The sequence below is a fragment of the Acinetobacter sp. TR3 genome (genome assembly GCF_027105055.1).
Classification (GTDB): Bacteria; Pseudomonadota; Gammaproteobacteria; order Pseudomonadales; family Moraxellaceae; genus Acinetobacter.
Map to the genome: position 1 here is coordinate 2,145,372 of NZ_CP114264.1, position 12,359 is coordinate 2,157,730.

Here is a 12,359-nt window from a genome sequence, read left to right on the forward strand (position 1 = left end):
TATTCGTAACAATTCATTTAGTTTGATAAATTCCACTTTCAACTGAATAACAGTAAAGTGAGACAAACTGATTTATAAGTGAGTTGAACAAATTTTAGTGAGAATCATATCGTTAACTAGTTTGCCATTACGTCCTACATGATTTGTACCTTTTCAGCGTGAGGCAGATCAGCAAGCGTGCAACGAGGCACTTGAGAGCATAGATGGAATTACCTTGATATTTTAGCAACTAAATTAGCTAAGTTTAATAATCCTAACCCCCATCTCCTTAAGCCGCTTTATAACCGCAGCAGCTAGCTCATCATCACAAATTGGAAGATCAAACTCACGCCCCTCTGAATTGCGATAACATAACATTTCAGAAACAGGAGTCTGCTCAATAAAATAATTATCTAGGTTTTGACCTCTACCAAATAAAAAGTCTTCAACTATTATAACTAATGCGGTATTTTCCATATTTTCTTACTCCTATGGTTTCGGATACTTACCAAAACTAGGATAAAAATTGTGTTATCTGTATCTCTAGACCCAAAAAATTCGTGTTGGAGTTGGTTTAGCTTGACTATTAATTTTAACTCTAGGAGATATCGCGCGTTGATTGTCTCGTTCCACTCCTTGCGAAGTATACTTCTCAGGTTGAATCCCAAACTAGTTTACCTTTAACAAATTTATCATTTTCACTTCAACACATATATTTGCTACACAACAATCCTAACTCAGACGCAAAGTATTTTAAACGCCAAACCATGTCGCCCTGCACTAGTGCTTTAATCTTTTTTTTGGCATGATGAAAATGAACTCATAGTGAATAATGATGAATGGAACAAATGCGTTGGTTGGAATTGCTGTCTGCAATTCGTTTAGGCAGTAAAAAAAGCAGTACCGAATTGGCTCGAAGCCCCTTCCACAAAGATTATGACAGAATTATATTTTCCCAAAGTTTTCGTCAACTCAATAGAAAAACACAGGTTCATCCACTTACACAACATGACGGCATTCATACTCGACTGACTCATTCGCTAGAAGTTTCTTGTATTGGTCGTTCGCTAGGCATGCTTGCTGCTGAAAAAATCAAAGATGAATTACCAATGTGGATTTCACCAGCAGACGTTGGCGCAATCATTCAAGCTGCTTGCTTAGCGCATGATATTGGGAATCCACCTTTTGGTCATGCAGGTGAATATGCAATTCGTGAATGGTTTGATGATGCATCACATCGTGACTTTCTCAGCCAATTAACGCCCGAAGAATCCGCTGATGTACGTCAATTCGAAGGTAATGCCCAAGGACTTCGCTTGCTTAGTCGGATTGATTACCATCCTGATGATGGTGGTATGCGTTTGACCTGTGCCACACTCGGTGCTTATTTAAAATACCCATGGTTATCTAAAACCATTGAAGAACAAGGCGATACACCCTCGCACCAAAGAGCAAAATTTGGTTGCTATCAATCTGAAAAAGAAATTTTAAAACAGTTAGCAGAGCAACTCGGTCTCATTCAGCTCGGTGACTATCATTATTGTCGTCATCCACTCACCTATTTATTAGAAGCTGCAGATGATATTTGCTACGCACTCATTGATTTAGAAGATGGCATTATTCTGAACATGTTGCACTATGCCGAAGTTGAGCCAATCTTTCTGAATCTAATTGCGGATTATGGTTATCCAGAAGAATTACATTTACCGCATACCACATGGCAGCAAAAAATCGCAGCTTTACGTGGGCGAGTGATGAAACGTCTAGTCGATGAAGTCACCACTGCTTTTGCCAAGCATCATTATGAAATTATCACAGGTCAACTCAAAGGCAGCCTTTTACAATATTGCTCACCCGATATTGAAACTGGCATTCAAACGGCGAAGAATCTTGCCAGAGATCGAATTTTTGAACATCCTCAAAAATCAGGTTTAGAAATTATCGCACACCAGAGTTTACAAACGATTTTGGATGCTTTTATCCCATTAACCATGCCACATAAGACCTTGAGCTTTAAAGAACAACGTTTGATGTCTATTTTGCAACATTCAGGCGTAAATCTACAAAACAACCACTATAATAATATTATGCAAGTCCTCGATATTATTAGTAAGTTCTCAGACCACCAAGCCTATAGCTTGGCGCAAGAGTTACAGGGAAATAAAGTAGGTTTTTTTTAAATTAACAAATCACTATTCGTGTGCCATAATGGCACATAAAGTTCAATTTAGTAGGTGAATCATGTCAGCCTATCATCCCCGAATTACAGCTCGTGTTGATGAGCAAACACAAGCGTTATTGCTGCAAGCTGCCAATTTATTGGGTATGCCAAGTTTGAATGCATTTGTGCTCAGTGCCGCAATTGAAAAGGCGAAACAAGTTCTGATTCAAGAGAAAAGCTTACAACTCAATGAAAAAGATGCATTGGCATTAATAACAGCATTGGATCAACCTATTCAAGTTCATTCAAAACTCAAACAAGCGGCTCAACATTATCATCAAACACAAGAATGAATATTATTTTACTGGATAAACAACAGCATGATCGGCAACGTTTTGACTGCAAAAATCAGGTGTTGAATCAGTATTTAAATCAAATCGCTAGCCAAGAAGCAAAAAAAGACAATGCCCGAACCTATGTCCTCATTGATCCCGTCAACCCTGCATGGATTATGGGATTTTATACATTAACCATGACCTCATTAGACCTGTCATCGTTGCCACAAAGCTTGCAAAAAAAACATGCTTCTGTGCATTCAGCAGGTTTAATTGCACGTTTGGCAGTGGATCATCGTTATCAGAAGCAAGGTCTAGGGGCAATTTTATTATTAGATGCCTTACACCGCCTATATCAAGCGAGTGCAATTGTGGCATTTCCACTGGTATTAGTTGATGCAAAAGATGGAATTGCTGAATTTTATCAACAATACGGATTTCAGGCATTGAGCCAATATCCAAACAAACTGTTTATGACAATGAAAGACATTGCTCATAACATTTCAACCTAATTTTTTAAATCATTTTACTTTAGAAGATAATTTCATGATCGGATGTTTAATTGGCGAAGTGTTTGCCCTAGAAGCCCCAACCGTATTGCTGAATGTAAACGGCGTTGGTTATGAAATAGATACGCCGCTTTCAACATTTTGCCAATTACAAAAAGGACAAAAAGTCACTTTATGGACACATTTGGTGGTTCGAGAAGATGCGCAACAACTGTATGGTTTTAGTGATACGCAAGAGAAAATTATTTTCCGTACTTTACTCAAGGTCAATGGTGTCGGCCCTAAAATGGCGCTCGGTATTCTTTCAACATTGAGCGTGGATATGCTCATCCATACAGTCGAACATGGTGATGTAAAAACACTGGTTAAAGTACCTGGTGTTGGTGCGAAAACAGCAGAACGTTTAATGATAGAACTGCGTGATCGTTTTAAAGCATTCTCAAGTACGACCGTTTCAAATAATTCAACATCAACCCAAATACAGTTCACTGGAAACTCTGCTGTTGCAGAAGCAGAAGCCGCTTTACAATCGCTTGGCTATAAACCACTTGAAGCACAAAAACTAATTCAAGCTGTTAAAGCTGACTTTACTGAAGCAAGCGATATTATCCGAGCTGCACTTAAATCATTGAATAAATAAAGATAGACCGAACTCATTATGCAAGACCGTTTAATCAGTGGTTCTGAAAAACCAGAAGATCATTTTGATCGTGCGATTCGCCCAACCTCTCTTGAAGACTATATTGGTCAGCCAGTGGTACGTGAGCAAATGGAAATCTTTATTGGTGCTGCACGAGGTCGGGGTGAAGCACTCGACCATACCTTGATTTTTGGTCCACCGGGTTTAGGTAAAACCACATTAGCGAATATTATCGCGCGCGAAATGGGCGGCAATTTAAAATCTACCTCAGGACCTGTGCTGGAACGAGCTGGTGATTTAGCCGCGATGCTGACCAATTTGGAAGAAGGCGATGTCCTCTTTATTGACGAAATCCATCGTCTATCTCCTGTCATTGAAGAGATTCTTTATCCAGCAATGGAAGATTATCAACTCGATATTATGATTGGCGAGGGTCCAGCTGCTCGTTCAATTAAACTTGATTTACCTGCATTTACCTTAGTTGCTGCAACAACTCGTGCAGGGCTACTCACCTCGCCTTTACGTGACCGTTTCGGCATCGTGCAACGTTTAGAATTCTATTCTGTTGAGGATTTAACCCATATTGTCACTCGTTCGGCAAATCTTATGGATGTTCCGATTACTAAGGAAGGTTCAACTGAAATCGCTAGACGTGCACGTGGTACACCACGTATTGCCAATCGTTTATTACGTCGTGTTCGAGATTATGCGCAAGTGAAAGGCACGGGTGAAGTGACACAAGAGATGGCTCAACGTGCATTGGACATGCTGAATGTAGATAAAGATGGTTTAGATACTTTAGACCGCCGTTATCTCAGTATGTTACTTGAGCGTTTTGAGGGTCGACCGACTGGTGTGGAAGCACTAGCCGCCGCGATGGCAGAAGACAGTGGAACGCTTGAAGATGTGATCGAACCTTATTTGATCCAACAAGGTTATGTCATGCGAACAGCACGTGGTCGTATTGCAACCAATATGGCGTATTTACAGTTTGGTATGACACCGCCTGAATGAAATTATTAGGTTTCTTTTATAAATCCTTTATTTTCTCATTAATAGAAGAAAATAAAGAGAGTCTAAACAATTATGAAAGAAGTCTAATATGTTATTTATTACTATTCCCATCCTCAGACTGACGCAATATCATTCCCTCAATTGCTTGCAGTATGCAGAAATAGGTTAAGGATATGGCTAATCATTTTGAATTTAATATTCGTGTATATATCGAAGATACAGATGCAGGCGGTATTGTTTACCATGCCAATCACATTCGTTTTATGGAACGCACGCGCACTGAATGGTTACGTGCAGCAGGCGTCGATCATTACTGGCATCAACAAGACTACAACTTCGTTGTACATCAAATTCAGGTGAAATATGTACGCCCAATATTAATGGATGACTTAATTACCGTTACAGCACGTGTTATTTCGTGTAAAGCCGCATCTTTTGTGTTGCAACAAAATATTTATCGTGGTGAAATCTTGCTGGCTTCAGGTGAGGTTACGTTGGCGTGTTTAAACAAAGAACTTATGCCGCGTAGACTTCCTGAGGAAATACGTGATCTGATTCAAAAAGAATTAGCACAGGACTAAAAATAAACTTTTCGGCACAGTGACTTATGGCAACTAATTTAGAATCTTCTCTACATATTTCTGACCTGATTTTACAAGCCAGCCCAGTCGTGCAATTGGTCATGCTAATCCTATTACTGGCATCAATTTTTAGCTGGTATTTGATTGCCAAATTACAGATGGGCTTTAAAAAAGCAAGTCAAAATGATGAGCATTTTCAAAAAATGTTCTGGTCAGGTGCCGAATTAAATACGCTCTATAACAACGCTCAGTTAAATTCCAAACGTAACGGCTTAGAAGACATCTTCTATCAGGGTTTGGGTGAGTTTTTTAAACTACAGAAACGCAAAGCAGATACCAATCAAACCATCGAAGGTACTGAACGTATTCTTCGTGTCGGTTTAAGTCGTGATCAAGGTGGTTTAGAACAAGGTTTGGGGGCACTTGCAAGTATCGGCTCTGTTGCGCCTTATATCGGCTTATTCGGCACGGTTTGGGGCATTATGAATGCCTTTATCGGTCTTGCCGCCGTTGATCAAGTGACATTGGCAACCGTAGCACCAGGTATTGCTGAAGCACTTATTGCAACAGCAATCGGTTTATTTGCAGCGATTCCTGCTGTGCTTGCTTTTAACCACTTCACTGCAAAAAGCGAATCAATTTATTCAGATCGTGCATTATTTGCAGAAGAAATGGTCGCTCTTTTACAGCGTCAAGCGATTGGATCGTCACAGGAAGATGCATAATGGCAATTCAACGATCTGGACGTTTTGAACGTATCAAAAAACCACTGAAAAGTGATATGAACGTTGTACCCTATATTGACGTCATGTTGGTACTTTTAGTCATTTTCATGGTCACTGCGCCTATGATTACCAGCGGTATCAAAGTTGATCTGCCCCAAGCCAATAATAATCCTATTGAATCGAAAGATATGCCTGCAATGGTAACGATTGGCAAAGATGGCAATATTTATTTGCAATACCAAGACCACAAAGATAGTGAGCCTCTTTCACTTGAACAGCTTGAAACTATTTTGAGTGATGCTCAAAAGCAAGCAGAACAAGAAAATAAACAACTCACTGTATTGGTCAATGGTGATAAATCTCGTCCTTATGGTGAAGTTGTATCACTCATGGCAAGTTTACAAGAAGCAGGTTTAACTCAAGTTGGTTTACTGACAGATCCATTAAAATAAGTTATGAAAAAATTTCAAGAGCCACCTTTTAAACAAAATGCAATTGCGCTAGGTTTTACCCTTGGGGTACATGCAATTGCGATTGTTGGCTTGCTTTTCTTAGGTCTAAGTAAACCGCCTGAGCAACCTAAAAAACTGACCACAATTTTAGTTAAACCAGAAGATTTGCCACCGCCGATGGCTAAACCAGTGGAACAGGAAACGACAGCTGAAAATCAAGCGGAAGAAATATTAAGCCCTGTTGTAGATAACACTCAACCTGAAAATCTTCCGATCACCCCTCCAACGCCGACTGCACAACAACTCGCTGATGCTAAACAAAAAGCTGAGCAGCAAAAACAAGCTCAATTAGCAGAACAAAAACAGAAAGCTGAAGAAGCAGCAGCTCAAGCAAAACAAGCAGAAGAACATCAAAAACAGGCAGAAGCTCAAGCTCAGAAACAACGTGCTGATGAGGACGTAAAACGCAAAACAGAGCAAGCCGCCAAAGACAAAGCTGCTGCTGATAAAGCGTCAAAGGACAAAGCTGCTGCTGATAAAGCAGCTAAAGACAAGGCCGCTGCCGATAAAGCCGCCAAAGATAAAGCTGCTACTGATAAAGCTGTAAAAGACAAGGCTGCTGCTGATAAAGCTTCTAAAGACAAAGCTGCTGCTGATAAAGCTGCAAAAGACAAGGCTGCTGCTGATAAAGCTGCAAAAGACAAAGCCGCTGCTGATAAAGCTGCAAAAGACAAAGCCGCTGCCGATAAAGCTGCAAAAGACAAGGCCGCTGCCGATAAAGCTGCAAAAGACAAGGCCGCTGCTGATAAAGCTGCAAAAGACAAAGCCGCTGCTGATAAAGCAGCTAAAGACAAGGCTGCTGCTGATAAAGCTGCAAAAGACAAGGCTGCTGCTGATAAAGCTGCAAAAGACAAGGCTGCTGCTGATAAAGCAGCTAAAGACAAGGCCGCTGCTGATAAAGCAGCTAAAGACAAAGCTGCTGCGGATAAAGCAGCTAAAGACAAGGCCGCTGCTGATAAAGCAGCTAAAGACAAAGCGGATGCCGAAAGAGCCGAAGCAGATGCAAAAGCGGCTGCTGCAAAAAAGGCAGAGCAAGAAGCTGCTCAGAAAAAGGCGGATGCGAAAAAAATCGCTTCAACTGCTAAACGTGATTTTGAAAATAAAATTAAGCGTGCTTGGGATATGCCCGCAAACTCATCGGGGCAAAAAGCAACTGCCCGTGTAACACTTAGTGATAGCGGTGCTGTTTTATCTGTGATTGTGAATTCTAGTGATCCTGATGTAAAAGCAAGTGTAGAAGCCGCTGTTCGCGCTGCTGCCCCTTACCCTATGCCAGATGATCCTGATGCACGTCGCGAAGCAAGAAGCTTTACTTCAAGTTTTACTGCAAAATAGTAATAAATAGTTAACGTTACATGCTTTTAATAGAACAAAGCATGTAACTATGTTAAATAATCAACAGCCACAAAAATACGAACACAAGTAATTGTAACTATGGACAAGACCCGTAAACATCTCATCTCCTTAGCAGTTTTTACTGCGATCAGCGCAATTGTTCCGACAGCAGCTTTTGCACAATTACACCTTGAAATTGCAAAAGCGCCTGAACAAGCGCCTAAAATTGCAATTATCCCTTTTACAAATGACAGCTCGCTTTACCCAATTATTGAGAATGACTTAAATCGTTCAGGTCGATTCACAAGCGCATCTCAAAACTTACCTGCAACTGCAAGCATCAACCAAATCCAAGCTGGTGATTGGCAAAATGCAGGTGTGCCCTATGTGGTAGTTGGTCAAATTAAAACCATCGATGCGAACACATTTGAAATCCATTACCAACTCTATGATGTACAAAAACAACAATATTTATTAAATGAAGTGCTGACTGTACCAAGCTCTCGTGTTCGCCAAGCTGGGCATATGATCAGTGATGCGATATACCAAGCACTAACTGGTATTGCGGGTGATTTCAGCGGTCGTATTGCGTATGTATTACGTAATCCAGAAACCCCTGCTCAACGTTATACATTACAAATTGCCGATACGGATGGCGAACAACCTAAAACTGTACTGTCATCACGAGATCCAATCCTCTCCCCAACATGGACACCTGACGCTAAAAAAATTGCTTACGTCTCTTTCGAAACTAAACGCCCTGCAATTTATATTCAAGATTTAGCAACAGGTCAACGTGAGGTTTTGGCGAGCTTTAAAGGCTTAAATGGTGCACCAAGCTTCTCACCTGATGGGCAATCCATGCTTTTCACTGCCTCTATGCATGGTAATCCTGAAATTTATCAGATGAATTTAAATACGCGCCAACTACAACGTATGACCAATGACTCAGCGATTGATACTGAAGCACGTTATGCACCTGATGGAAAATCATTTATTTTCACCTCAGATCGTGGCGGTTCTCCACAAATTTATCGCTATAGTTTTGATGATAGTTCAGTCAAACGTCTAACCTTCAAAGGTGCATTTAATGCACGTGGTACTTTAAGCGCTGATGGTAAAAAGATTGCTTTAGTTCATCGACCAAGTGGTAGTAACTACAAAGTCGCACTGCAAGATATTAGTACAGGGATTACTAATATATTGACACCAACCAGTCTGGATGAGTCACCAAGTTTCTCTCCGAATGGACAAATGGTTGTTTATGCAACACGTGAAGGTAACCGTGGCTTACTCTCTATTATGTCTACAGATGGTCGTTTCCGTATGAATTTACCAAGCGAACAAGGTGAAGTCCGTGAACCTGCCTGGGCACCAAAATAAATTTGATCAATTGGAGAATCACATGAATATTAAATACCTGACACTTCCATTGTTGGCGGCGACAATTGCATTCACAGGTTGTGCAAGCCGTAAACCTGCTGCTGAAATCACAGCGGGCAATACAGCACCAAATACCTCAACCACGGTAAGCACTGACGGACTAAGTGAAGATGCTGCATTAAATGCACAAAACTTGGCTGGCGCTTCATCAAAAGGGGTAACTGCCGCGAACAAAGCATTTTTAGCGAAACGTGTCGTTCACTTTGATTACGATAGCAGCGATCTATCAAATGATGACTATCAAACACTTCAAGCACATGCTCAATTTCTGATTGCAAATGCCAATTCTCGTGTCGCATTAACAGGTCATACTGATGAACGTGGTACGCGTGAATACAATATGGCCTTGGGCGAGCGTCGTGCGAAAGCTGTTGAAAGTTATTTAATTACCAATGGTGTAAATCCTCAGCAACTCGAAGCTGTGAGCTATGGTAAAGAAGCACCTGTAAATACAGGACATGATGAAGCGGCTTGGAAAGAAAATCGTCGTGTAGAAATTAACTACGAAGCCGTACCACCATTATTAAAATAATGTTTGGATTTGCAATAAAAATGCTCACAATGTGAGCATTTTTATTATCACTTTAATTATGATGAAGACTCTGGCTTCGGCTGAGGTTGCATCGACTCAATCATATCGTGTTTATTAAACTCTTTATATTCAGGCTTTGCTTCATACTCTTTCCAAGCATCTTGGACATTTTCTTTCGAAATCGTATCTAAGCTAATTGATTCGCTTGGCGTGGGGGTAGCTTCAAATTTTTTGGTTGACATCGTTCCTCTCCAAACTTCCTGTTTAGTATCCGACCAACATAGCATGTAATAGAATACTTGTAATCATAAAAGCAACATAAATAAAGTAAGATAATTTCTATTTTTGAGCGATCTCATCTAGAATAGCCACATTCTTTTTCTCAATTCTTTGACGCGGCTAAATCGGAGCGATTCAATATGTCAAACCTTACATTGTCCCAATATTTAGAACAACAAAATGGGAATTTGACACCAGAGTTGGCACAAGTCATCGAAACAATTGCTGCAACATGCCAAACGATTGACCAAGCACTACAAAAAGGTGCTTTGGCTGGCATCTTAGGTAGTGCTGGCAATGAAAATGTACAAGGTGAAACTCAAAAGAAATTAGATGTTATTTCTAATGATTATCTTATTGATGCATTAAAAGCACATCCACAAGTAGGTGGATTAGCTTCTGAAGAGTTAGATGACTTCACACCTGCTCAAGAAAATGGCAAATATTTAGTGTTATTCGATCCACTCGATGGTTCAAGCAATATCGACATCAACATGTGTGTGGGTACAATTTTCTCAATCCTTCCTGCTCAAAATTCAGTGACTCAATCGGCTGACTTTATGCAGGCAGGTACAGAACAAGTCGCTGCTGGTTATGTGCTTTATGGCCCATCAACAATGCTCGCACTTACTGTTGGTGCTGGTGTTGCATTCTTTACATTTGATCCAACGTCTCAAACATTTCTACTTACAACTGAACAAGTACAAGTTTCAGCAGATACACAAGAATTTGCAATCAACTCATCAAATCAACGTCATTGGGAAAATCCAGTGAAACGTTATATTGATGAACTACTGGCTGGAAAAACATCAGTCCGTGAAAAAGACTTTAACATGCGTTGGGTCGCATGTATGGTCGGTGATATCCACCGTATCTTATGTCGTGGTGGTATCTTCCTTTACCCTTATGATTTAAAAGATCCTAAAAAAGCAGGTCGTTTGCGCTTAATGTATGAAGCAAATCCAATGAGCATGTTAATTGAACAAGCTGGCGGTGCTTCTACGACAGGTCGTGTTCGTATTATGGAAATCCAACCGACAGAATTACACCAACGTGTCCCTGTTATTATTGGTTCTAAAAATGAAGTTGAACGCGTAACGAGCTATCATTAATCGGCTAGAATTTATTTTGAAGTTTTAATCGTTAGAAGCATCATTACTCACAACTTGAGTAAACCAAAGCAACTCAGGCTTTGGTAAAAATAAAGATGATTTAGGTTTTACTGAGCTTGCGCTACGTTATTCATAGCGCAAGTTTTGCTGAATTTCTCTAACAGAAAAATAGGCAAAACCCGTATCAAGTTGAAATATATCAACTGAAATATCAGACACAGTACCCCCTCAAACAAGATGAGAACTCGGCATAACACCTCATCGTCATCACATTCGTTAAAGTCTTATTTTATTGAGTATATTTTCATGGCAGTCATTTTTTTAGAATCAAAAGACAATGCGAAAATTAAACATTTGCGTGGATTAATTGAACTCAACAGCGCTCGAAAAAAACATCAACAAACCGTTCTAGAAGGCACACATCTCTGCTTAGCATGGCTACAACAACAAAAAAAACTTTTTTCTTTATTCACAACAGAACAAGCACTAGAACATGCTGATCTACAAAAAGTAATCGAATTGCACCAAGGCCATGTATTTGTGATTAGTGAAGTGCTCTATAAAGATTTGAGTACTTTAGGCACAACACTACCTTGTTTAGCGATTGTTGATCTCCCTAAAACATCATTAACAATTGATTTTAAAGCTGATACTTTAATCTTAGAAAATGTTCAAGACCCTGGAAATGTTGGTACGCTATTGCGTTCGGCTGCCGCAGCCAATATTAAGCAAGTGATTTGCACACAAGGCTCTGCTTCACTTTGGTCACCACGAGTTCTCAGAGCAGGTATGGGCGCTCACTTTAGCCTGCATTGTTTTGAAAACTTTCAATTAACAGATATTCTTCCTAAATTTCAAATCCCTGTGTTTGTTACAAGCTCACATCAGTCTACAAATTTATACACAAAGGATTTAACACAAACATGTGTTTGGATTTTAGGCAATGAAGGACAAGGTGCGAGCGATTATGCTTTAGAACATGCCCAAGCTGTTGCTATCCCCCAACCTGGTGGACAAGAGTCTCTCAATGTTGCGATTGCAGGTTCAATTTGCTTTTTTGAAATGGTTCGCCAACGTCAATAAAAACGTTAAATTATTTTAAATACGATTTTTTTAATGAAAAAATCCATTACACTCATAAAATAATTGCTTAAGTTGTCAACGCATCCACCATTTTCAACGTTATATGATTAATGAATTGA

At 40.0% G+C, this 12,359-nt stretch carries 15 protein-coding genes; 13 read left to right on the forward strand and 2 right to left on the reverse strand.

Translation table 11 applies throughout. The features are described from left to right. Positions 1–234: 234 nt before the first annotated feature. Positions 235–456, reverse strand: a complete 222-nt coding sequence (locus tag O1449_RS10175) for a hypothetical protein (RefSeq protein ID WP_269238235.1) — start codon at positions 454–456, stop codon at positions 235–237. A gap of 362 nt (positions 457–818) precedes the next feature. On the opposite strand from O1449_RS10175, the gene O1449_RS10180 reads away from it, so the two are divergent. From O1449_RS10180 to pal, 11 genes are all read left to right on the forward strand, one after another. Then, positions 819–2,159: a deoxyguanosinetriphosphate triphosphohydrolase gene (locus O1449_RS10180; protein ID WP_269238236.1), complete on the forward strand. Its 1,341-nt coding sequence runs from the start codon at positions 819–821 to the stop codon at positions 2,157–2,159. 61 nt (positions 2,160–2,220) lie between these two features. Continuing rightward, positions 2,221–2,493: a type II toxin-antitoxin system TacA family antitoxin gene (locus O1449_RS10185; protein WP_269238237.1), complete on the forward strand. Its 273-nt coding sequence runs from the start codon at positions 2,221–2,223 to the stop codon at positions 2,491–2,493. Beyond that, complete coding sequence (locus O1449_RS10190; RefSeq protein ID WP_269229953.1) at positions 2,490–2,987, forward strand: GNAT family N-acetyltransferase; 498 nt, start codon at positions 2,490–2,492, stop codon at positions 2,985–2,987. The genes O1449_RS10185 and O1449_RS10190 overlap by 4 nt, the downstream gene beginning before the upstream one ends. 34 nt (positions 2,988–3,021) lie before the next feature. Continuing rightward, the gene (gene ruvA / locus O1449_RS10195) at positions 3,022–3,624 is read left to right on the forward strand and encodes a Holliday junction branch migration protein RuvA (RefSeq protein WP_269238238.1); all 603 of its coding nucleotides are present in this window, start codon (positions 3,022–3,024) and stop codon (positions 3,622–3,624) included. A gap of 18 nt (positions 3,625–3,642) precedes the next feature. Further along, complete coding sequence (gene ruvB / locus O1449_RS10200; protein ID WP_269229951.1) at positions 3,643–4,638, forward strand: Holliday junction branch migration DNA helicase RuvB; 996 nt, start codon at positions 3,643–3,645, stop codon at positions 4,636–4,638. A gap of 173 nt (positions 4,639–4,811) precedes the next feature. Then, positions 4,812–5,219 (forward strand): tol-pal system-associated acyl-CoA thioesterase, encoded by a 408-nt coding sequence (ybgC, locus tag O1449_RS10205; protein WP_004661168.1) that lies wholly within the window; start codon positions 4,812–4,814, stop codon positions 5,217–5,219. A gap of 26 nt (positions 5,220–5,245) precedes the next feature. Further along, on the forward strand, positions 5,246–5,944 hold the full coding sequence (gene tolQ / locus O1449_RS10210) for a protein TolQ (protein WP_269238239.1): 699 nt from the start codon (positions 5,246–5,248) through the stop codon (positions 5,942–5,944). Continuing rightward, a complete protein-coding gene (gene tolR / locus O1449_RS10215) occupies positions 5,944–6,396 on the forward strand; it encodes a protein TolR (RefSeq protein WP_269229949.1) in 453 nt (150 codons plus the stop codon). The genes tolQ and tolR overlap by 1 nt, the downstream gene beginning before the upstream one ends. 3 nt (positions 6,397–6,399) lie before the next feature. Then, a complete protein-coding gene (gene tolA / locus O1449_RS10220; RefSeq protein WP_269238240.1) occupies positions 6,400–7,791 on the forward strand; it encodes a cell envelope integrity protein TolA in 1,392 nt (463 codons plus the stop codon). A gap of 99 nt (positions 7,792–7,890) precedes the next feature. Beyond that, positions 7,891–9,174 carry a Tol-Pal system beta propeller repeat protein TolB gene (gene tolB, locus O1449_RS10225; RefSeq protein ID WP_269238241.1) on the forward strand — a complete coding sequence of 428 codons (1,284 nt, stop codon included), beginning with the start codon at positions 7,891–7,893 and terminating at the stop codon, positions 9,172–9,174. Positions 9,175–9,196: 22 nt separating this feature from the next. Next, positions 9,197–9,766, forward strand: a complete 570-nt coding sequence (gene pal, locus O1449_RS10230) for a peptidoglycan-associated lipoprotein Pal (RefSeq protein ID WP_269238242.1) — start codon at positions 9,197–9,199, stop codon at positions 9,764–9,766. A 56-nt stretch (positions 9,767–9,822) separates the two neighbouring features. Here the strand turns inward: pal and O1449_RS10235 are convergent, their stop codons facing one another. Next, positions 9,823–10,008: an NF038105 family protein gene (locus O1449_RS10235; RefSeq protein ID WP_018677181.1), complete on the reverse strand. Its 186-nt coding sequence runs from the start codon at positions 10,006–10,008 to the stop codon at positions 9,823–9,825. Between the two features lie 177 nt (positions 10,009–10,185). Between O1449_RS10235 and O1449_RS10240 the strand changes: the two genes are divergently transcribed. Further along, a complete protein-coding gene (locus O1449_RS10240) occupies positions 10,186–11,157 on the forward strand; it encodes a class 1 fructose-bisphosphatase (protein ID WP_269238243.1) in 972 nt (323 codons plus the stop codon). Between the two features lie 306 nt (positions 11,158–11,463). Continuing rightward, positions 11,464–12,240, forward strand: coding sequence for a TrmH family RNA methyltransferase (locus tag O1449_RS10245; protein ID WP_241335284.1), 777 nt, complete (start codon positions 11,464–11,466; stop codon positions 12,238–12,240). Positions 12,241–12,359 lie beyond the last annotated feature (119 nt).

Coding starts and splice junctions, on each gene's coding strand:
- ybgC (WP_004661168.1), top strand. CDS start 4,812: ATGGCTAATCATTTTGAATTTAATATTCGTGTATATATCGAAGATACA.
- O1449_RS10180 (WP_269238236.1), top strand. CDS start 819: ATGGAACAAATGCGTTGGTTGGAATTGCTGTCTGCAATTCGTTTAGGC.
- O1449_RS10245 (WP_241335284.1), top strand. CDS start 11,464: ATGGCAGTCATTTTTTTAGAATCAAAAGACAATGCGAAAATTAAACAT.
- ruvB (WP_269229951.1), top strand. CDS start 3,643: ATGCAAGACCGTTTAATCAGTGGTTCTGAAAAACCAGAAGATCATTTT.
- pal (WP_269238242.1), top strand. CDS start 9,197: ATGAATATTAAATACCTGACACTTCCATTGTTGGCGGCGACAATTGCA.
- tolA (WP_269238240.1), top strand. CDS start 6,400: ATGAAAAAATTTCAAGAGCCACCTTTTAAACAAAATGCAATTGCGCTA.
- tolQ (WP_269238239.1), top strand. CDS start 5,246: ATGGCAACTAATTTAGAATCTTCTCTACATATTTCTGACCTGATTTTA.
- O1449_RS10185 (WP_269238237.1), top strand. CDS start 2,221: ATGTCAGCCTATCATCCCCGAATTACAGCTCGTGTTGATGAGCAAACA.
- O1449_RS10175 (WP_269238235.1), bottom strand. CDS start 456: ATGGAAAATACCGCATTAGTTATAATAGTTGAAGACTTTTTATTTGGT.
- tolB (WP_269238241.1), top strand. CDS start 7,891: ATGGACAAGACCCGTAAACATCTCATCTCCTTAGCAGTTTTTACTGCG.
- ruvA (WP_269238238.1), top strand. CDS start 3,022: ATGATCGGATGTTTAATTGGCGAAGTGTTTGCCCTAGAAGCCCCAACC.
- O1449_RS10240 (WP_269238243.1), top strand. CDS start 10,186: ATGTCAAACCTTACATTGTCCCAATATTTAGAACAACAAAATGGGAAT.
- O1449_RS10235 (WP_018677181.1), bottom strand. CDS start 10,008: ATGTCAACCAAAAAATTTGAAGCTACCCCCACGCCAAGCGAATCAATT.
- O1449_RS10190 (WP_269229953.1), top strand. CDS start 2,490: ATGAATATTATTTTACTGGATAAACAACAGCATGATCGGCAACGTTTT.
- tolR (WP_269229949.1), top strand. CDS start 5,944: ATGGCAATTCAACGATCTGGACGTTTTGAACGTATCAAAAAACCACTG.